We start from the raw sequence: 19,101 nt of genomic DNA, 5'->3' as shown, positions 1-19,101 counted from the left end.
CCCCTGATCCCGGCGGTGACTGGGTGGCGAATTGTACGAACGCCCCCACCTGTTCCACAGGGGCTCGGCTAGCCCTTGGGACGAGCGCGGCGGGGGAGGTGGAGCGCGATGTCGGTGAGCACCGGCTTCGTTCTGCGGCCCGCGCTCAGCGCGTAGTACGTCTCCCAGGCCGACCGCCAACGCACCAGCAGCTCCCGCATGTTGGCGTTGGTGTCCGCGTCGCGCGCGGACAGGGCTCGGGCGGCGTCCCGGAGCAGGGTGGTCTCCGAACGGAGCACGTAGCGGTGGCTCAGTTCCTCGGCGAACCAGGAGTCCGGATCGAATCGCTCGTGGAGGGCAGCCCGGAACTCCTGGCGGCCCTCCACATGCGCGATCACCGTCTGCGCCGCCAGCCGCTTCGTCGCGGCGCGCTCCCGCTCGACGGCGCCTTCGGTGACCGTGCGGACGAGCTGAGTCCTCGCGCTCCGGGGTATCGGGACGCCCTTGGCGGCGACGGCGTCCGCCACACAGCGCTTCGCGTACGCGCGGTCCGACAGGATCCTGCGGATCGTGCCGAAACCCCAGATCGGACCCCAGACGGGCAGCGTCGCCACGATCACCGGCGAGAACAGGATCAGAGCCGCCCACGTAAGGACGTTGGCGATCTTCGACCCGGAGGTGGTCAGCAACTCGTCCGTCAGAGGAAGGACGACGAAGATGAGCGTGAAGAACCCCAGGCCGGCGACGACGAACCAGGTGAGGAAGAGAAGCACGGCGGTGGCTAGCCGAGGGGCGACCCGCTCTTGAGGTTCGCCACGAACGCGGACCAGGCCGGGGCGGGGAACACGATGCCGGGGAGTTCGGGGGACTTGGAGTCACGGACGGGGACGATGTCGGCGAGCCCGTCGGCGACTTCGAGGCAGTCACCGCCGCTGCCGTCGCTGTATGTGGACTTGCGCCAGGTGGCCATCTCCAAGCAGTCGCCGCCGCTCGGACCGCTGTAGGTGGACTTGTGCCAGGTCGCTGCACTCAGATTGTGCTCATGGCTGCTGCGTTTCATGGTCGTAATCCTCCGCCAACTGTTCGATCAGAGCCAGAGATTCGCGTGGTGACAACGCATCGGCCCCCAGCAAATCGTAAGCCAGCTCGTGTTGCGAAACCGAGGCCGGATCGTCCAGCAGTTGTCCCGAGCCCGCCCCCTGGAGGTAGGCGAGTGGCGGTGCGTCGGAGAAGGACATCAGCTTCAGGCCACCGCCCATTGCCGCGTGCGCGCCCGCGTGGAACGGGAGCACCTGCACGATGATGCGGCGGCGGCGCATCAGATCGGCCACATGTCCCAGTGCCTTGGCCATCACCGTCGTGTCGCCGACCTGCCGTCGCAACGTCGCCTCGTCCAAAACTCCCCAGAACAGCGGGGTGGTTGGATCGGACAGCAGCTTGGCCCGCTCCAGCCTCGCCTCGACTAGTTGGTCGATGACGTCGTCCGTCGCTGTGGGCTGGTACGCGTAGAAGACGGCCCGCGCGTACGCCCGAGTCTGCAAGAGCCCTGGAATCAGCTGCGGCGCGTACTCCTTGATCGCCGTCGCGATGGCCTCCGCCTCCGCAGCCGCGGCGAAGTGGTCCGGGTACTTCGACTTCGTCGCCGCGTCGCAGTTCCGCCCGAAGAACCCCGCCGTGCCCAGGATCTCGTCCAGCTTCACCGCGTACTCCCGTTGCATCCGCCGCGTGCCCGCCTCAAGTTGGCCGATGAACGCCCCACTCACGAACAGCGGCGCGCCCAGCGCCTCCTGGGTCATCCCCGCCCTCTCTCGGGCGTACCGAAGCTCCGCTCCCAGCAGCGCGCGTGGTGACGACGACGGGTCGAGCTTCTTGGGTCCGGGCATGGCAGCTCCCATCGGCAGAACGTTAATCACGTGCGCTTGTTGGCCGGATGTCTCTGTTCAGGCTAACCAGCGATGACCACTCTGTGTGGTGAAAGCGAGCACTCAGAGTGGAGTTGGCGTTCAGTGGACAAGACTGTGAAAGAGCGGCGCATGGCGGCTGCGGATCAGGTAAGGGCGGCCGAGGAGGCCGTCGAGAGGTTGCGGTCCGGCCTCGCGGCGGCGGGGATCACGCTGCCGTCGCTGCGGATCGACCCGGTCTCGTGCTCGGGCGACGAGCCGGCCAATCCGCTGGTGGAGCTGGGCCGTTGCAACCTGGCGACCGCGCGGCGCATGGCCGACGTGCTGGAAGGGGTCCGGTCGTGAGCGGCTGCGCCGACGGCGGGTTCGTGCCGGAGGTCGGGACGTACGCGGTCGACTCGCGTGACGGTCGCGTGGGTCAGGTGATGGGCCTGGAGCACGACTGCGTACAGCTACGACCGCCGGGCGGCGGTGTGGAGTGGGACTGTCCACCGGGCTGGATCCACCCGGCCCCGCCGAACGAGACGCTGCGCGCGAAGGTGACGGAGATGAACCGCGCCCGGCGCCTGCCATGAGTCCGGCATAGGGCGCCGTCCTTCCCCGGGCGGGTCGGCCGCCCGGGGGAGCGGGACGCGGGCCGGGCAAGGGCAGGTCGCTGCGTTCGTCACCCGATCGTGAGAGGCCGGGCAAAGGTGGTGGGAACCGCCCATCTGGCGATCTACGCTCGCTTTACCCAGGCCACAGAGAAGGGACGCACGATGACCGCCGCGATGGTCGAGAACGACCCGTCATCTGAGTTCCGCCCGTGGGAGTACCTGCTGGAGACATGGCGTGAACTGGACGTGCCCGACGGGTGGCGCGCCGAGATCGACGAAGCGCAGATCGTCTTGGTCCCGCCGCCGCACGCGCACCACAACGGCATCGCAGCCAAAGTACAGCGCGCGCTCTACCGGAAACTGTCCGAGGACTTGGAGATCTACCAGACTCTCGGCGTGCACATCGCGTCGCTGGACAAGCTCTACGTGCCGGACCTCGTGGTCATGCCCTCCGACGCCGTCGATGCCGTCGATCCGGACAGTAACGACCCAGTGGACGCCGCGGACGCCCTGCTCATCGTGGAGATCACCTCGAAGGGCAACGCACGGGACGACCGGACGAAGAAGTACCGCGCCTATGCCCGCGCGCTGGTTCCCCTCTACCTGCTCATCGACCGGTTCGACACGCGCGGTCCCATCGTCACTCTTTTCACCGAGCCGAACGAGGACGGTACGTACAAGCACTCCGAGCAGGTCCCGTTCGGGAAGCCGATCGAGTTGCCCGAGCCGTTCGGGACGACGCTGGACACCGCGGCGTTCCCTGCCTGAACGCGACTCGGCGCCCGCGAGGGGGTTACTGGTCTCCGTCACGCCCCATACCGTGCGGAGGCGTGCGCAGCAGGCTCACGCTCGTCGCGTACAGCGCCGCAGCCGAGCCGAAGCCCGGGAGTGCCGTCCAGAGGGCGGGCGTCGAGGTCAGCGGGGCCAGTACGGCCGCCGCCAGTGCCGCCGCGCATATCGCCGCTCCCGTGAGGTGGTACACGCGGACCCCGAACAGCCGGGCCAGCGGGAAGAAGTGGACGCCCACCACCGCCGCGACGAAGGCCGGGATGGCCTCCGCGTGGTCCGTGGCCACCAGGACCCGGGCGATCACGAAGATCGCGACCCACTCCGCCACGACCACCAGGGCGAAGCGCAGCCCCGCCTTCTTCTTGCGGTCCGCGGTCGGCTCGCCGCTCGTCGGGGCGTCGGCCGCCCGGCGGCTCATGCGGGAGCCCAGCACCGCGAAGGTGATCGTGACGGCCACCCCCAGCGCGAATACCGCGCGGCCCGCCGTGACCGGCATGTCCGTCACGCCGCAGGCCGTCCAGCCGAGGCCGAAGAAGGCCATCACGCCCACGCCGGTCGCGCGGCCGCGCAGCTCGGCGCGGGATATGGAGGGGCGGGCGTCTGCGGCGGGGGCCGTGGTCATGGGCGGTGGTCCTCTACTTCGACGTGCGGTCGCTGTTCTTCGATGCCTGGAGTGCCACCCGCAGATGGCCGTGTGATTCTGCCAGCAGCTCGGCCGCCGTGGGGCCGTCGACCGCGCCGAGAATCGTCAGGATCGCGTTCTTGACCTCGCCGTCCGTCGCCGTCAACGCGGCCTCGATCTCCTCGTCCGGCGCGCCCGTCGCGAGCGCGACGATGCGGCGGGAGCGGGCCCGCAGCTTGTCGTTGGAGGCGCGGACGTCGACCATGAGGTTTCCGTACGTCTTGCCGAGGCGGATCATCGTGATCGTCGAGATCATGTTGAGGACCAGCTTCTGCGCCGTACCGGCCTTCAACCGCGTTGATCCGGTGAGCAGTTCGGGACCCACGACGATTTCCAGGCCGTGCTCGGCGGCGGCCGCGAGCGCGCTGTCCGCGTTGCAGGACAGGCCGATGGTGAGCGCGCCCAGGGCGCGCGCGTGCTCGACCGCGCCGATCGCGTACGGCGTGCGGCCGGAGGCCGAGATGCCGACGACCGTGTCGTTCACGTCCACCTTCAGCTCGTCCAGGTCCGAGGCCGCCAGCTCCTTGGAGTCCTCGGCGCCCTCGACGGCCTTGACCATCGCGCCCGGACCGCCCGCGATGAGGCCGACAACCTCCGAGGGGTCGGTGTTGAAGGTGGGAGGGCACTCGCTCGCGTCCAGGATGCCGAGGCGGCCGGCCGTGCCGGCGCCCGCGTAGATCAGCCTGCCGCCGCGGGCCATGCGCTCGGCGGTGGCGTCGATGGCATCGGCGATACGGGGGAGCTGCGCGGCGACGGCGGCGGGGACGGTCTGGTCCTCGCCGTTCATGACACGGGCGATCTCCTCGGTGGACCGGCGGTCGATCTCGGCGAGTTCGGGGCGGAACGCCTCGGTGGTGAGCGTCGCGAGTTCGGCGCGGAGCTCGCCGTAAGAAGGAGAGGAGGAGGCGGAACTACCGGCGCCGGACGTCGAAGAGGCGTCGGTGGGCATGGAGGTCATGGAGAAGCGGCTCTTTCTGGCGAGCTGGCAGAAACCTGAGGAAGCCCCGTTGGCGTGCGGTGAAGCGGTGCGCGCGGGCGCGCGTGCGGTTCAGCGCGTGCGCGGCGAGTGGCGGTGCGCCAGCGCCTCGTAGGACGCGGCGAGCGCGGGTGCGGCCGTCTCGTACGTCCGCTGTGCGACGCCCACGAACAGGCAGTCCACGACGAGGAGTTGGCTCGTACGGCTGGACATCGCCGCGGGCCGCAGCTCGCTCTCGCGGGCCGTGGACGTGGTGAGGACATGATCCGCGTACTGCGAGACCGCGCCGTCCGGGCGGCCGGTGATCGCGACCGTCGTCGCGCCCCGGTCGAAGGCCACGCGCAGCGGCTCTATGACGTCCCCCGTCGAGCCGGAGTGCGTGATCGCTATGGCCACGTCGCCCGCCCTGAGCTGCACGGCGTTGGTGACGGCGAGGTGCGGATCGCTGTGCGCGTGGGCTATCAGGCCGATGCGCAGGAGCTTCTGCGCGAGGTCCATGCCGACGAGACCGCTCGCGCCCACGCCGTAGATGTCGATGCGGCGCGCGTTGGCGGCGGCGGTGATGACGGCGCCGAGCTGGACGGTGTCGAGCCCGGCCGCCGTGTCGGCGAGGGTCTGCTGCTCGTCGTAGGCCAGTTTGGCGACGACGTCGGCGATCGGGTCGTCGACCGCGATGTCGGCGGTGACCGCCGGGGCGGCGCCGGACTCCTGGTGGGCGGCGAGGCCGGCGAGGGCGAGACGCAGATCGCGGTAGCCCGGGTAGCCGAGGAGGCGGGCGGTCCTGACGACGGTGGCCTCACTCGTGCCGGTGAGCTCGGCGAGACCGGTGACGGTGAGGGCGGCGGTGCCCGCGGGGTCGGCGGCCACGGCTTCGGCGACGCGCTGCATCGAGCGGGTCATGGAGGGCGCGAGGGTGCGCACCTTCGCCGCGAGGGCGGCGGGGGCCGGCGGGGCGCCGCCGCTGTAAATTTCCTTCACGTCACTGGTCACGAGTGAAAGATAATTTCAGGACGGGAGGGCGTCAAGGGTTCTCGCGGTCGCTCCCGCGGGGCGCGGCGGCGGCGTACGACAATGGGGGCATGGAAGACATGAACCCCCTGGAACAGGCGCTGCACACCGCACGCGCCCTGGTCCTCGCCGACCTCGCGGCGGGTGACGTCGCGCGGGCCGAGATCGTCTCTTTGGTGGAAGACGCCGTGTCGCACCGGCGCTGGTGGGTGGAGCAGTGGCCGGAGGGGATCGACTTCGTCGCCGGGCTGGTCGCCCAGGACGTACAGGACGCCCTCCTGGAGACACACGGGCGGTGGCCGCTCTGCCCCGTCTGCGGTGAGTCCCGGACCGAGCTCGCGGCGGAGGGCGGGCCGCACGCGCTGGAGATCGAGCCGGAGCTGGGCGCGGATCCGCACTGGGTGTGCGGCAAGGCGGCGGTCGTGGTGGCTCCGGTGGGGTCGCTGGGCGCGGTTCTGGGAGCCGGGTGACGTGACCGTCTACATCGATCCGCCGACCTGGCCCGGGCACGGGCGGATGTGGTCGCACCTGGTGAGCGATGTGTCGTACGAGGAACTGCACGCGTTCGCGGCCGGGATCGGCTGCCCGGCGCGCGCGTTCGAACGGGACCACTACGACGTACCGGCGCACCGGTACGGGGACGCGGTGCGCGCGGGCGCCGTGGAGGTGGGGTCGCGGGAGCTGGTGCGGAGGCTGACGGGGGCGGGGCTGCGGCAGCGGAAGCGGTGGGACGGGGGGTAGGGCGTGCCCCAGGGCGTGTTGCGCTCCCGTTCGGTCTCCTCAGCTGCCCTCTCTGTCTTTTCGGGCGCCTTCAGGTGTCCTCACGTGCGCCGGGCGGGCTCCCCGGGCACCGCCGACACCGTCGAACCCTTCGCGACCAGCCGCGTACCGCCCGAGCGCTGGTGCCGCATCGCCAGCGTCACCAGGCCCACCGCGAGGATCGTCATCGCCGCGCCCGCCCATGCCGTCGACGCGAAGCCGAGGCCCGCGTCGATCACCGTGCCGCCCAGCCAGGGGCCGCCCGTGTTGCCCAGGTTGAAGGCCGATGTCGCCGTCGCACCCGCCAGGATCGGGGCCGCCGCCGCCACGTTGAACATCCGGGCGTTCAGCGCCGGCGCCGTGAAGAACGCCGAGAAGCCCAGCAGCAGGGACAGCACCACCACCGCCACCGCGCTCGACGCGAACAGGGCCAGCGCGGCCAGGAACACCGTCGATGCCACCACGCCGCTCAGCAGCACCCCGAAGAGGTGCGCGTCCGCGACCCGGCCGCCGATCACCGTGCCGATCAGCGCGCCCACGCCGAACAGCGCGAGCACGGTCGGGACCCAGCTCTCGTCGAGACCGGCCACGTCCGTGAGCAGGGGGGCCAGGTAGGAGAACGCGCAGAAGACGCCGCCCGCCGCGAGCGCCGTGATGGCGATCGCGAGCCAGACCTGGCGGTCGCGGTAGATCAGCAGCTCGCGGCGCAGCTCCGGCTTCCGCTCCGGCAGCGGGATGCGCGGGATGAGGGTCGCGACACCGATCAGCGCCACCGCGGAGGCCGCGCCGACCGCCCAGAACGCGGAACGCCAGCCCAGATGCGTACCGAGGAACGCCCCCGCCGGTACGCCGAGCACGTTCGCGATCGACAGCCCGCCGATCATCACGGCCATCGCGCGGGCGCGTGCCGTCTTCGGCACCATCGCGATGGCGACCGCCGCGCCGACCGCCCAGAAACCGGCGCAGGCGAACGCGCTGACGACGCGCGACACGAACAGCACCTCGTAGGTGGGCGCGAGCGCGCCCGCGACCTGGCCGAGGCCGAAGACGGAGATCAGCGCGATGAGCGTCGTACGGCGCGGCAGCCGCAGCGTCGCCACCGCGAGCAGCGGGGCGCCGACCACCATGCCGATCGCGAAGGCGGATATCAGCAGACCGGCCTGCGGGATGGTGACATCCATGTCCTCGGCGATCGGTGGCAGCAGCCCGGACAGCATGAACTCGCTGGTCCCCAGGGCGAAGACGGACAGCCCGAGGATGTAGACGGCGAGCGGCATTCGGGCACCGGTGGGGGCGACGGGAGCGGAGTCAGGCATGGCACGTACAACCACCGCGCCCGGCTCCGCCATTCCGGTCGGCGGCGGTGAGCGCCGGTCGGTGCCGGTCAGGAGCCGAGATGTGTCAGCTCGCCGTTGAGGTTCGCGCGGGCCGGTTCCTCCCAGCGGGCCGCACCCAGCGGCGTGTGGAACAGCCTTTCCAGGTCGAGGAGTTGGCGCAGTACGGCCGCCCGGCCCGCCCGGAAGGCGTCGTCCGGGACGAAGCCGTACTCCTCCCGTACCGCGCGCGTGTACGCCTCGTACCCCTCCGGTTCGCTCGCCAGGATCGCGAGATCCGCGTCACACAGCACCTCGCCGTTGGTGTCCCCGGGCGCCGGGTCGTGGGTGAGGGTGAGTCGGACGAGGCGGGCGACCTCGTCCGTGACGTCGGCCGGTACGCCAGCCTCGGTCAGCGCGCGCACGGCGACGGCGGCGCTGCGCTCCTCGTTCTCGGAGCGCTCGGGGTGGTAGACGGCGTCGTGGAACCAGGCGGCGAGGCGTACGGCCTCCGGGTTCTCGGCGTGGGCCGCGAGGGTGTCGATGTGGTCCAGGACCGCGATGAGGTGATCGGTGGTGTGGTACCTGCGCTGGGGCTCGGCCCAACGGGCGAGGAGGTTGTCGGCGTAGGGGAGGGCGTCGGGGGTGGTGACCTCGCCCCGTACGGCGGCGAGGGTGTGCAGCCAGCGTTCGCGCAGGCTGCGGGTGCGGTCGTCGTCGGGGACGTCGTGGACTGCTGCCATGGAGGGAGAGCCTAGATCCTTCTCGGCGTCGGCCCCGGCGGCCCCGGCCCCCAGCCCGGACCCCGACCCGGCCGCCGACCGGGCAGCCGATCGGCCCGCCGTGCCGGCCGGCCCCGCCGCCAGCTCCGCGTTGAACTGGGCGCCCGCCACCAGCGACAGATTCGACAGCCACACCCAGACGAGAAAGACGACGCTGCCCGCGAGCGAGCCGTACACCCGGCTGTACGTCCCCGAGTGGGACGCGTACACCGCGAACAGCGCCGACACCCCCAGCCACAGCACCACGGCGAGCACCCCGCCGGGCAGCGCGTGCCGCAGATGGCGGGTCTCGGACGGCCCCGTACGGAAGACGATGAGGACCAGGACCGCCGCGAGCGCCAGCAGCAGCGGCCACTTCACCACCGTCCACAGCACGGTCGCCGTACTCCCGATGCCCAGCACCGGACCGATCTCGCGGACCACGTCACCCGTCAGCACCAGCGTGAACGCGCTCGTCACGAGCAGCGCGAGCAGCACGACGGCCGTGATCACGATGCGCGGGGCCTTGCGCCACGGCGGGCGGTGGTCGGTGGCGCCGTTGATCCGGTGCAGCGCGCGGCGGAAGACGCCGAGATAGCTGGAGGAGGACCAGAGCGCGCCGATCGCGCCGAAGATCAGCAGCAGCCGGGCCGCGGTGCGCTGGTGCGCCATCTCGCCCAGCGCCTCGCGGACCAGGTGCCGGGACTGGGCCGGGACGAGCGCGGTGATCTGCTCGGAGAGTTCGTTGGTCGCCTGCGGGCCGGCGAGTCCGATGGCGGCCACGGTCACCAGGAGGGCCGGGATGATCGCGAGGACGGTGTAGTACGTGAGGGCGGCGGCCCAGTCGGTGGCGTCCTCACGCCACAGGGACATCGGGATGCGTTTGAGCGCGCTCCCGTAGCGGTGGCCGTCGCGGGGGCGGCGGGAGCGGTGGGCGCGCCGGGGATGCGGGGGCCACCAGTGGTGTGCCTGATGGGACTTGGGCACTCTGGTCTCCCCGTCGGGTGGTCGGCGGTCCGGCCGAGCGGCCGTCCTGTCGTGCTGCCTGCCCTTCAGGGTGCCCTGAGACCGGCCTTCGACGCGGCTCAGCGGCGCGGCGCGCGTGTGGTGTCGCGGCGCGGCGCGGCGGAGGCCGGTGACACGACGCGTGTCGCGTCGTGTCACCGGCCTCGGCCGATCGGGCGGACCGGACGGAACCGGTCAGTGGGGCGCTACTGCGCGGCCAGCCACTTCAGACCATTGATCACGAAGCGGTTCTGCGTCGCGCTGTCGAACGTGGACGACAGGCCCGTGTTGGTGTTGTAGTCCATGGCGTTGTGGCCGAAGTTCGCGTACAGCATCTTGTAGCCGCTGTTGGTCCAGAGGATCGGGTAGTCACCGCTGTACCAGGACTGGTTGGGGTCCGTACCGAGCGGGAAGCTCGACTGGTCGACCGAGGCAAGCACCTTGATGTTCGGGTTCGACCGGAGGTTGTTGGACCAGCTGTACCACTCGCTGACCGACGAGGTGAAGGTCGACGGGATGCCCGCGAGCGCCGGGTGCGAGGTGTTCTCGGTCTTCAGCTTGGCGGTGGTCGGGCCCCAGGTGTTGGACTTGAAGTTGCCGCTGCCGAGGAAGGTGTTGTGGTACCAGGGCCACGACGAGGCGCCGGTCGTGAAGGCCGCGACGTGGAAGCCCATCCAGCCTCCGCCGTTGCGCATGTACTGCTCGAAGCCCGATCGCTGGGCCGCGCTCTGCGGCAGGTCGTCGAGGAACAGGACGACGTCCACGCCCTGGAGACCGCTGCCGGTCAAACGGTTCCAGTTGTTGGTCGACTCGTACGTGAAGTTGTTCGCCGCGGCGGTCTGCGGGAACCACTTGTTCGCCTCTTGGACGAAGTTGATGTGCGCCGCGTCCCAGGTGCCGCTGTAGAAGCCGAGGACCTTGAAGTCCGCGGCCTTCTTGGCCGCGGGGGCCGCCGAGGCCGCGGGGCCGGTGGCGGGTACGGCGGCCAGGCCGAGGAGGACGGCGAGCAGCAGGAACAGGCGGAGCGGGCCTTGGGCGAGACGTGTCTTGGTGGGCACGTGACGATCCCTTCCTGAGTGGGGGACTGTCATGTATATGACAGACAGGTGGATCGGGCGGGGCTGGGGCGGAGCGGGGCGAGCGGGGGAGAAGCGCGGGAAAAGCGGAGCCTGCAACGACAGAAAGCGCTTCACCTCTTCTGATCTAAGAAGTGAAGCGCCAGCCTGTCAAGACTTTGGTCTGGACCAGCCGTCCCGACCGTTCGTGCCCTTCCCACCGCTCAGCCGGTTGCCTTGAAGCCCCGCAGCCGCAGGGAGTTGCCGACGACGAAGACCGACGAGAACGCCATGGCCGCGCCCGCGATCATCGGGTTGAGGAGCCCGGCCGCCGCGAGCGGGAGCGCGGCGACGTTGTAGCCGAAGGCCCAGAAGAGGTTGCCCTTGATGGTGCCGAGGGTTCGGCGGGAGAGCCGGATGGCGTCGGCGGCGGCACGCAGGTCGCCCGTGACGAGGGTGAGGTCACCGGCTTCGATGGCGGCGTCCGTGCCGGTGCCCATGGCGAGACCGAGGTCGGCCTGGGCGAGTGCGGCGGCGTCGTTGACGCCGTCACCGACCATCGCGACCGACCTGCCCTCCGCCTGGAGGCGCTTGACGACGTCGACCTTGTCCTCGGGCATGACCTCCGCGATGACCTGGTCCGCGTCGATCCCGACCTCCTTGGCCACCGTCTCGGCGACGGTGGTGTTGTCGCCGGTGAGCAGGACGGGGGTCAGGCCGAGGGCCCGCAGCCGGCGGATCGCCTCGGCGCTGGTGTCCTTCACGGCGTCGGCGACTTCGAGGATGCCTCGTGCCTCCCCGTCCCAGGCGACCGCGACGACGGTACGGCCCGCTGCCTCGGCGGTCTGCTTCCTGGCCGCCAGGTCCTCGGGGAGGTGGATCTCCCACTCGGCGAGGAGCTTGGCCCGGCCGACGAGGACGGCGTGGCCCTCCACGATGCCCTGGACCCCCAGGCCGGGGACGTTGGCGAAGTCCTCGGGGGTGGGGAGGGGGCCGGTGCGGTCGGTGGCTCCGGCCGCGATCGCACGGGCGATGGGGTGCTCGGAGGCGTGCTCCAGGGCACCGGCCAGGCGCAGGAGTTCGGTCTCGTCCGTGCCCGGTGCGGGGTGGCCGGCGAGGAGGGCCATCCGGCCGGTGGTGACGGTACCGGTCTTGTCGAGGACGATCGTGTCGACCGTACGGGTGGATTCCAGGACTTCGGGGCCCTTGATGAGGATGCCGAGCTGGGCACCACGCCCCGTACCCACCATGAGGGCGGTCGGAGTCGCGAGCCCGAGGGCGCAGGGGCAGGCGATGATCAGTACGGCGACGGCGGCCGTGAACGCGGCCGTCAGTCCCGCTCCGTTGCCCAGCCAGAAGCCGAGCGTGCCGAGCGCGAGCGCGATGACGACCGGCACGAAGACGGCGGAGATACGGTCCGCGAGGCGCTGGGCCGCGGCTTTGCCGTTCTGCGCGTCCTCGACCATCCGTGCCATACGGGCGAGCTGGGTGTCGGCGCCGATACGGGTGGCGGTCACGACGAGGCGGCCACCGGCGTTGAGCGTGGCGCCGGTGACGGTGTCGCCGGGTCCGACCTCGACCGGGACGGATTCGCCGGTGAGCATGGACGCGTCGACGGCGGAGGTGCCTTCGGCGACGGTGCCGTCGGTGGCGATCTTCTCCCCGGGCCGTACGACGAACCGGTCCCCGACCGCCAGCTCCCCGGTGGGCACCGTCACCTCACGCCCGTCGCGCAGGACGGTGACCTCCTTCGCGCCCAGCTCCATCAGGGCCTTGAGCGCCGCGCCCGCCTTGCGCTTGGCGCGGGCCTCGAAGTACCGGCCGGCCAGGATGAACGCGGTGACGCCTGCCGCCGCTTCGAGATAGATGTTCCCGGCGCCGTCGCCGCGCTCGATCGTCAGCTCGAAGGGGTGCGTCATCCCGGGCATGCCCGCCGTACCGAAGAACAGCGCCCACAGCGACCAGAGGAAGGCGGCGGACGTACCGACCGAGATGAGCGTGTCCATCGTCGCCGCGCCGTGCTTGGCGTTGGTCCACGCGGCACGGTGGAACGGCCAGGCCGCGTACGTCACGACCGGGGCGGCCAGCGTCAGCGACAGCCACTGCCAGAACTCGAACTGGAAGGCCGGGACCATCGCCATCGCGACGACGGGGACGGAGAGGACGACGGCCGTGATCAACCGCTCGCGCAGGGGCCGCAGTTCGTCGTCCTTCCGCGCGCGGTCCCGCTCCCCCGCGCCCTGGGTGTCCGGGGCGCCCCGGGGCGGTTGGGGCGGGGGTGGCTCGGCCGCGGTGTAGCCGGTGGCCTCGACGGTGGCGATCAGGTCACGTACGGAGAGATCGCCCTCCGCGTAGCTGACCTTGGCCTTCTCCGTCGCGTAGTTGACGGTCGCCTCGACGCCGTCCATGCGGTTCAGCTTCTTCTCGATACGGGCCGCGCACGAGGCGCAGGTCATGCCACCGATGGCGAGCTCGACGTCGACCTTGGCGGGGGCCGGGGCGCCGGGGGCGCCGGCGGTTGTGTCGGTGGCCGGTGTGGTGCTCATGACTCGCCAGTCTCCTCTGTGTCGGGCGTATCGCGTCCGCATACCCGGGGAAATACCCCCATGGGGTATCTGCCTCCTGGTCCAGGTATACCCCTCGCCCCTATCTGGGGCAAGGGTAGTTCCTCGCTTGACTTTATACCCCCTGGGGGTATCTTCGAACCATGGACATCAACGCGAACACCGGAGTCAGGATCACCGCGTACGCCGCCGCGCTCGCCGCGACGTTCGGCATCGCGTACGGCGTGGGGACGGGGACGGACCCCGTCGTCGCCGAGAAGCCGCCGCCCGCGAAGCACGAGAAGGAACACGCGGCGGGGGCGGGGCCGGACACGGGGAAGGAGGGCGGCGGTGGGGGTGATGGCGCGGCGAAGCCGGCCGCCGGGGGGCTCCAGATCTCGGACGGCGGTTACCGCCTCGCCCTCGGAAGGACCGCGATCGCGGCAGGGGCGCGTACGGAACTGACGTTCTCGATCAAGGACGGGCACGACCGCAATCTCACCTCGTACAAGCGCGAGCACGAGAAGGAGCTGCACTTCATCGTCGCCTCGCGCGATCTGACGGTCTTCCGTCATCTGCACCCGGCGCGCGCGGCCGACGGCGTCTGGTCCATCCCCGTCGAACTGCCCAAGGCGGGCGACTACCGCGTCTTCGCCGACTTCACGCCCGGCGGGGCTGATGAGGGGGGCAGGACCGATGAGAAGGGTGAGGCTCACGGGGAGGGTGAGGCCACCGAGGAGGGTGGGGCTCACGGTGGCGGCGGGCACGCGGCTGTCGCGACGAACCTCACACTCGGCGCGGACCTCGCCGTATCGGGGCCGTACAAGCCGTCGGACCTCCCGCCCGTCCGCGCCACCGCCGAGGTCGACGGCTACCGGGTCGCACTCGACGGCGTGCTGACCCCCGGCAGGGCGAGCGACCTCAGGCTGACGGTCAGCAAGAACGGCGAGCCCGTCACCAACCTCCAGCCCTACCTGGGCGCGTACGGCCATCTCGTCGCCCTGCGCGCCGGAGACCTCGCCTATCTGCACGTCCACCCGGACGGCCGGTCGGGCGCGAGGGTGTCCTTCGGGGCGACCGCGCCGAGCGACGGCGCGTACCGGCTGTTCTTCGACTTCCGGCACGAGGGGAAAGTCCGGACCGCGGCGTTCACGGTACGGACCGGGGGCCACTGATGTGGTGTGCTGGAGGTTTGGTGATGCGGACGCGGGGCGCGGCATCGTAGGCTGGCTATTGGACTAGACCTGTAGCACCTGTAGCGGGTCGAGTGCCGACCGGTCGCCCCACGTCCGGCCCGGCTTGCCACCCCCACACCAGCCTCCCGAACGGAATGGGTTCCCATGAGCAAGCGCGCAGTCCTGGAGGTGATCGCTCTCGACGCCGAGGACGCAGTCGCGGCCCAAGCCGGCGGGGCGGACCGCCTTGAGCTGGTCACGGACATGGCGGCGGACGGCCTCACCCCGGCGGTCGAGACCTTTGCCAAGATCCGCGCCTCCGTCGACATCCCGCTGCGCGTGATGCTCAGACTCCAGGACGGGTTCTCGGCGGGCTCGCCGGAAGAGGTGGACGCGCTGGTGGACGCGGTGGGCGCGCTGCGGATCGAGGGCGCGGACGAGTTCGTGCTCGGCTTCCTCGACATCGCGGGCAACCCGGACCTCGTGACCGTGGAGCGGCTGGTCGCGGAGCTGGACCCCTGCCGCTGGACCTTCCACCGGGCGATCGACCGCGCGTCCGACCGCGACGCGCTGCGCAGGCAGCTCGCGGACCTGCCCGGCCTGGACACGTATCTGACCGCGGGTTCGGCGAGCGGGGTCGACGCCGGTATCGCGGTCCTGCTGGCGGAGGCGGCCTCGGCCGTCGAGGGCGAACCGGGTTACGGCCCCGAGCTCCTCGTCGGCGGCGGCCTGCGGCTCGACCATCTGCCGGAGCTCCGCGCGGGCGGCCTGAACGCGTTCCACATCGGGGGCGCGGCGCGGCCGAACGGCTGGGGCGCGCCGGTGGACGAGGCGACGGTACGGGAGTGGCGCGAGGCGATCGACGCGTAGGGCGCCTCGCGGGGCGGTGGTCCGTCACGGGCGCGTGGTCCGTCCTCGATCACAGGGCGGGCCCGCCCGCGCCACCCGCGACCCGGGGGTCACTCCGCCGGTCTGTCGGCTGCCGGTTCGGTGGCGGGCGCGGTGGCGGGCTCGGTGGTCGCTTCGCCGGCCGGTTCGGTCGGCCGCGCGGGATCGACCGCCTCTATGCCCTTGAACGAGAGCACCACGATCGTCACCGCGCCCGCGAAGATCCCGATGTCGGCGACGTTCCCGACGAAGAAGCCCGCGTAGTCGATGAAGTCCACCACGTGCCCGCGCCCGAAGGCGGGATCGCGGAAGAGGCGGTCGCCGAAGTGGGACGTGGCGCCGCCGAGGAGCAGACCGAGCGCGTACGTCCACGGGACGGAGCGCACGCGCCACGCGTACCAGCCGATGGCCACCACGGCGGCGCCGGCGAAGACCGTGAAGATCCAGGTCACGCCGGTGCCCATGGAGAAGGCGGCGCCCGGGTTGTAGACGAGCAGGAAACGGATGGTGTCGCCGATGACGGGGATCGTCTCGGAGTCGCCCAGCGCGCTGACCGCCCACCACTTGGTGCCCTGGTCGACGAGCAGGAGCGCGAGGGCGACGGCGAGGGCCGACCAGAACAGCCGGCGGGTGGTGGCGGCGGCGGGGGCGGGGGTGCCCGCACCGTCCGTACGGCCGGCACCGTCCGCACCGCTCGCACTGTCCGTACCGGTCACGCCGCCCGCCGCTCTGCCGGGCACCTCCCCCGTATCCGACACCGTCTCCGCCTCGGGCTCATCGTTCGAGTTCACTCGCACAGTGTCGCCTACCCGGCGGACCCCGCCCAGGGTGTGTCGAGTTCGTCCGGCAGCGGGGAGCCGTGGACCACGATCAGGCCCGACACCGCTCGGGTCAGCGCCACGTACAACCGGCGCAGGCCCGTGCGGTCGTCGGGCTCGCCCGCGACCACGGCCGACGGCTCGTCCAGGACCACGTAGTCGTACTCAAGGCCCTTCGCCAGCGACGCGGGGACCAGGGTGAGGCGGGAGGCCGCCGTCGTCTCCTCGCCCGGGGCCAGATACGGCAGGTCGGCCGCCGAGAGCGCGGCCGCCAGCGCCGGGATACGGGCGTCCGCCGCGATCAGGCCGATCGAGCCCTCGTGGCGCAGCGACTCCACGCAGGCCGCGACGACCGCCGCGTCCAGTGCGCGCGTGTCCGGTGCGCGCGTGTCCGGTGCGCCCGTGTGCGGAGTGCCTGTGTGCGTGGTGTCCGTTGTGTCCGTGGCCGACGGGCTCGCGACCGGGGTGCCCGCCGCATCCACCGCTCGTACCTCCAGTGAGCCCGGCGACTCACGGACCGACGCCACCTCCGTCAGCCCCGGCGAGATCGCGGGGAGCAGGCGCGACGCGTAGGCGATCACCTCGCGCGGTACGCGGAAACCGGCCGTCAGCTCCTCGACCACCGCGTCCGGCTTGCCCAGATGCGCCAGCGCCTCCGCCCAACTCGCCGTCGCCCAGGGCGTGGTGCCCTGCGCGAGGTCCCCGAGCACCGTCGCCGAACCGGTCGAGCAGCGCCGGCCCACCGCGCGGTACTGCATCGGTGACAGGTCCTGCGCCTCGTCCAGTACGACATGGCCGAGCGAGTGCGTACGGGACACCAGGTCGTTCGCCTCGTCGATCAGCACCGCGTCCGCCGACGACCACTTCGCCGTCTTCAGGCTGCGCGGCGGCTTCTCCCACAGCAGCGCCTTCTGCTCCTCTGCCGTCAGCAGCCCCTCCGCGTGCTCGGCGAGGAAGTCCGCGTCGGAGAGCAGCCGCAGCACCAGCTTGGCCGGGTCGACGGCGGGCCACACCGCCTTGACGGCGGCCTTCACGGCGGGGTTACGGGCCACCGCGTCCTGCACGCGGTCGTCGGGTGCCTCGCCGGATCTCTCCATCTGGACGAGCACGGCGTGCGCGATGCGCTGGGGGAGGGCGTCGTGCGCGGCGCCGTAGCGGATGTCGCGGTCCAGCAACTCCCGTACCAGCTCTTCGAGTTCGTACGCCGGAACCCGCCAGCGCCGGGAGCCGCGCACCACCATGACCGGCTCCGTCGGCAGCGTGACGTGCGAGCGGACCGCCCGGCGCAGCACCTGCGCCATGCGGGCGTCCCCCTTGACGACGGCCGTGGCCGCGCTGTCCACGCCCCGCACCCGCACCTGGCCGGGCCCGGACGCCACCAGCTCGTCGACGGTCGCCTGTTTGACCTCCAACTCGCCCAGCGCGGGCAGCACTTGCTCGATGTAGTGGAGGAAGGAGGCGTTCGGTCCGATGACGAGCGTGCCGGTACGGGCCAGCCGGTCGCGGTGCGCGTACAGCAGATACGCCACCCGGTGCAGGCCGACCGCCGTCTTCCCGGTGCCGGGACCGCCCTGCACACAGACGGAGCCGCCGAGCCCGGACCGGACGATCTCGTCCTGCTCGGGCTGGATCGTGGCGACGATGTCCCGCATGGGGCCGACGCGCGGGCGCTCGATCTCGGCCTGGAGCAGCTTGCTGGACTGGGCCGTCTCGGTCGGGTCGGAGAGGTGTTCGTCCTCGTACGCGGTCAGTTCGCCGGCCGTGTAACCGAAGCGGCGGCGCAGGCCGACGTCCAGCGGGTTCTTCTTGGAGGCCTGGTAGAAGGGCTGCGAGACGGGCGCGCGCCAGTCGATGACCATCGGATCGCCGTCGGCGTCGTGGACGTGCCGGCGGCCGATGTAGAAGCGCTCGCCCTCGGCGCCCTCGGCCTCGTCGGCGCCGACCGCGTGCAGATAGTCGAGGCGGCCGAAGAAGAGCGGGGTGTGGGAGAGGTCGGCGAGCGCCTTGATGCGGTCCTCGATCTGCGCTTCGAGGACGGCGGCGTTGACCCAGTTCGCCGTCACGTCGCGGATGTCGAGGGCCTGGACGTCCTCGCGCATGGAGCGGAGGGCGGCGCGGGAGGCGCTGAGGTGGGCGCGTTCGCGGGTGAGGAGCGGATCGGCGGCGGTGTCCGGGCCGGTGCGAGGGCCGGTTTCCCTGCCGGTTTCCCTGCCGGTTTCCGTGCTGCTGTCTCTGCTGTCTGTGCCGGGGTTCGACTGGGTCGGTGCGGGGTCGTGCGCGGACACGGTGGTGCCTCCGGAATGTACGCAGGCCGACGGGCCGCGACCCGGTGGGGGCGGGGTGGCGGCGAGCGTCGGCGGTGGATCACGTCAGGGCAGCCGCCCGGTTTCCGACCGGACAGCGGCGCTCCTCGGAGGGAGGCGGGAGAAGAGGGAGAGTGTAGTCATCGGGCGACGGCGGGGCGAACGGGTTTTTACGCCCGGCCGTCGTCCCCGTACGTCCCTGGTGGACGTCAGGGGCGGGGGTGTAGTCCCCGTAGGGGATGCCGTATCTCTGGAGGCGTACGGCGGGGCATTCTCGTTTCCCTCCGCAGAGCGATGTGTTTCGGCCGGCGGAGAAGCACCATTGAAGTATGAGTACAGCGACCTTCAACCACATCCAGCCCGTGCACGTCGGCCCCCCGCACAGCGGGGCGACGGCGCTCGGTTCCGCCCCCCACTCCGGCCCGCACGCCCCGCATCGGGTGGGCGACGCGCTTCGTGCGGTCAAGGTGTTCGTGACGGCCGCGTTCAGCGTGGCCGTGCTCGGGGAGTACGGGGAGGAGGCGGGCATATTGCGCTGAGCCTTCACCGC

General features: G+C 71.4%; 19 protein-coding genes and 2 pseudogenes. 8 read left to right on the top strand and 13 right to left on the bottom strand.

Features of this window, described 5'->3' with window-relative positions; all coding sequences use genetic code 11:
* Window positions 1-68: 68 nt before the first annotated feature.
* Genes IEY79_RS26095 through IEY79_RS26085 form a run of 3 tightly spaced genes read right to left on the bottom strand, consistent with a single transcriptional unit; the run spans window position 69 to window position 1,862 of the window.
* On the bottom strand, window positions 69-752 hold the full coding sequence (locus IEY79_RS26095) for a hypothetical protein (RefSeq protein WP_189110045.1): 684 nt from the start codon (window positions 750-752) through the stop codon (window positions 69-71).
* Window positions 753-760: 8 nt separating this feature from the next.
* Complete coding sequence (locus tag IEY79_RS26090) at window positions 761-1,039, bottom strand: DUF397 domain-containing protein (RefSeq protein ID WP_189110044.1); 279 nt, start codon at window positions 1,037-1,039, stop codon at window positions 761-763.
* Window positions 1,020-1,862 (bottom strand): helix-turn-helix domain-containing protein, encoded by an 843-nt coding sequence (locus tag IEY79_RS26085; protein ID WP_189110043.1) that lies wholly within the window; start codon window positions 1,860-1,862, stop codon window positions 1,020-1,022. The genes IEY79_RS26090 and IEY79_RS26085 overlap by 20 nt, the downstream gene beginning before the upstream one ends.
* A 150-nt stretch (window positions 1,863-2,012) precedes the next feature.
* On the opposite strand from IEY79_RS26085, the gene IEY79_RS26080 reads away from it, so the two are divergent.
* From IEY79_RS26080 to IEY79_RS26070, 3 genes are all read left to right on the top strand, one after another.
* Window positions 2,013-2,225: a hypothetical protein gene (locus IEY79_RS26080; protein ID WP_189110042.1), complete on the top strand. Its 213-nt coding sequence runs from the start codon at window positions 2,013-2,015 to the stop codon at window positions 2,223-2,225.
* The gene (locus IEY79_RS26075; protein ID WP_229701124.1) at window positions 2,222-2,455 is read left to right on the top strand and encodes a hypothetical protein; all 234 of its coding nucleotides are present in this window, start codon (window positions 2,222-2,224) and stop codon (window positions 2,453-2,455) included. The genes IEY79_RS26080 and IEY79_RS26075 overlap by 4 nt, the downstream gene beginning before the upstream one ends.
* Window positions 2,456-2,638: 183 nt before the next feature.
* Window positions 2,639-3,244, top strand: coding sequence for a Uma2 family endonuclease (locus IEY79_RS26070; RefSeq protein WP_189110041.1), 606 nt, complete (start codon window positions 2,639-2,641; stop codon window positions 3,242-3,244).
* A gap of 25 nt (window positions 3,245-3,269) precedes the next feature.
* Here the strand turns inward: IEY79_RS26070 and IEY79_RS26065 are convergent, their stop codons facing one another.
* From IEY79_RS26065 to IEY79_RS26055, 3 genes are all read right to left on the bottom strand, one after another.
* Complete coding sequence (locus IEY79_RS26065; protein WP_189110040.1) at window positions 3,270-3,887, bottom strand: hypothetical protein; 618 nt, start codon at window positions 3,885-3,887, stop codon at window positions 3,270-3,272.
* A 13-nt stretch (window positions 3,888-3,900) separates the two neighbouring features.
* The gene (gene murQ, locus IEY79_RS26060) at window positions 3,901-4,905 is read right to left on the bottom strand and encodes an N-acetylmuramic acid 6-phosphate etherase (RefSeq protein WP_189110039.1); all 1,005 of its coding nucleotides are present in this window, start codon (window positions 4,903-4,905) and stop codon (window positions 3,901-3,903) included.
* 90 nt (window positions 4,906-4,995) lie between these two features.
* Window positions 4,996-5,913, bottom strand: a complete 918-nt coding sequence (locus tag IEY79_RS26055; protein ID WP_189110038.1) for a MurR/RpiR family transcriptional regulator — start codon at window positions 5,911-5,913, stop codon at window positions 4,996-4,998.
* Between the two features lie 89 nt (window positions 5,914-6,002).
* On the opposite strand from IEY79_RS26055, the gene IEY79_RS26050 reads away from it, so the two are divergent.
* Window positions 6,003-6,401: a DUF8819 family protein gene (locus IEY79_RS26050; protein WP_189110037.1), complete on the top strand. Its 399-nt coding sequence runs from the start codon at window positions 6,003-6,005 to the stop codon at window positions 6,399-6,401.
* Window position 6,402: 1 nt separating this feature from the next.
* Complete coding sequence (locus tag IEY79_RS26045; RefSeq protein ID WP_189110036.1) at window positions 6,403-6,672, top strand: DUF4031 domain-containing protein; 270 nt, start codon at window positions 6,403-6,405, stop codon at window positions 6,670-6,672.
* Window positions 6,673-6,752: 80 nt separating this feature from the next.
* Here the strand turns inward: IEY79_RS26045 and IEY79_RS26040 are convergent, their stop codons facing one another.
* From IEY79_RS26040 to IEY79_RS26025, 5 genes and pseudogenes are all read right to left on the bottom strand, one after another.
* Window positions 6,753-7,967, bottom strand: coding sequence for a Cmx/CmrA family chloramphenicol efflux MFS transporter (locus IEY79_RS26040; RefSeq protein WP_189110098.1), 1,215 nt, complete (start codon window positions 7,965-7,967; stop codon window positions 6,753-6,755).
* Window positions 7,968-8,074: 107 nt separating this feature from the next.
* A complete protein-coding gene (locus tag IEY79_RS37510) occupies window positions 8,075-8,746 on the bottom strand; it encodes an HD domain-containing protein (RefSeq protein ID WP_229701134.1) in 672 nt (223 codons plus the stop codon).
* A gap of 174 nt (window positions 8,747-8,920) precedes the next feature.
* Window positions 8,921-9,637: pseudogene (locus IEY79_RS37505) on the bottom strand (YihY/virulence factor BrkB family protein); the annotation flags it as partial.
* A gap of 350 nt (window positions 9,638-9,987) precedes the next feature.
* Window positions 9,988-10,860, bottom strand: a pseudogene (locus IEY79_RS26030) (ThuA domain-containing protein); the annotation flags it as partial.
* Window positions 10,861-11,048: 188 nt separating this feature from the next.
* Window positions 11,049-13,370, bottom strand: coding sequence for a heavy metal translocating P-type ATPase (locus IEY79_RS26025; RefSeq protein WP_189110034.1), 2,322 nt, complete (start codon window positions 13,368-13,370; stop codon window positions 11,049-11,051).
* Between the two features lie 161 nt (window positions 13,371-13,531).
* On the opposite strand from IEY79_RS26025, the gene IEY79_RS26020 reads away from it, so the two are divergent.
* Together IEY79_RS26020 and IEY79_RS26015 are read left to right on the top strand one after the other, a co-directional pair.
* The gene (locus IEY79_RS26020) at window positions 13,532-14,542 is read left to right on the top strand and encodes a DUF8832 domain-containing protein (protein WP_189110033.1); all 1,011 of its coding nucleotides are present in this window, start codon (window positions 13,532-13,534) and stop codon (window positions 14,540-14,542) included.
* Window positions 14,543-14,707: 165 nt separating this feature from the next.
* Window positions 14,708-15,412 carry a copper homeostasis protein CutC gene (locus IEY79_RS26015; protein ID WP_189110032.1) on the top strand — a complete coding sequence of 235 codons (705 nt, stop codon included), beginning with the start codon at window positions 14,708-14,710 and terminating at the stop codon, window positions 15,410-15,412.
* 89 nt (window positions 15,413-15,501) lie between these two features.
* On the opposite strand, the gene IEY79_RS26010 is transcribed toward IEY79_RS26015, so the two are convergent.
* A complete protein-coding gene (locus IEY79_RS26010; protein WP_229701123.1) occupies window positions 15,502-16,221 on the bottom strand; it encodes a signal peptidase II in 720 nt (239 codons plus the stop codon).
* Window positions 16,222-16,235: 14 nt separating this feature from the next.
* Window positions 16,236-18,347 (bottom strand): HelD family protein, encoded by a 2,112-nt coding sequence (locus IEY79_RS26005; RefSeq protein ID WP_189110095.1) that lies wholly within the window; start codon window positions 18,345-18,347, stop codon window positions 16,236-16,238.
* A gap of 533 nt (window positions 18,348-18,880) precedes the next feature.
* Between IEY79_RS26005 and IEY79_RS26000 the strand changes: the two genes are divergently transcribed.
* Window positions 18,881-19,090 carry a hypothetical protein gene (locus tag IEY79_RS26000; protein ID WP_189110031.1) on the top strand — a complete coding sequence of 70 codons (210 nt, stop codon included), beginning with the start codon at window positions 18,881-18,883 and terminating at the stop codon, window positions 19,088-19,090.
* Window positions 19,091-19,101 lie beyond the last annotated feature (11 nt).

Source organism: Streptomyces camponoticapitis (assembly GCF_014646115.1).
Lineage (GTDB): Bacteria > Actinomycetota > Actinomycetes > Streptomycetales > Streptomycetaceae > Streptomyces > Streptomyces camponoticapitis.
This window is presented reverse-complemented; position numbering and strand designations above follow the sequence as displayed.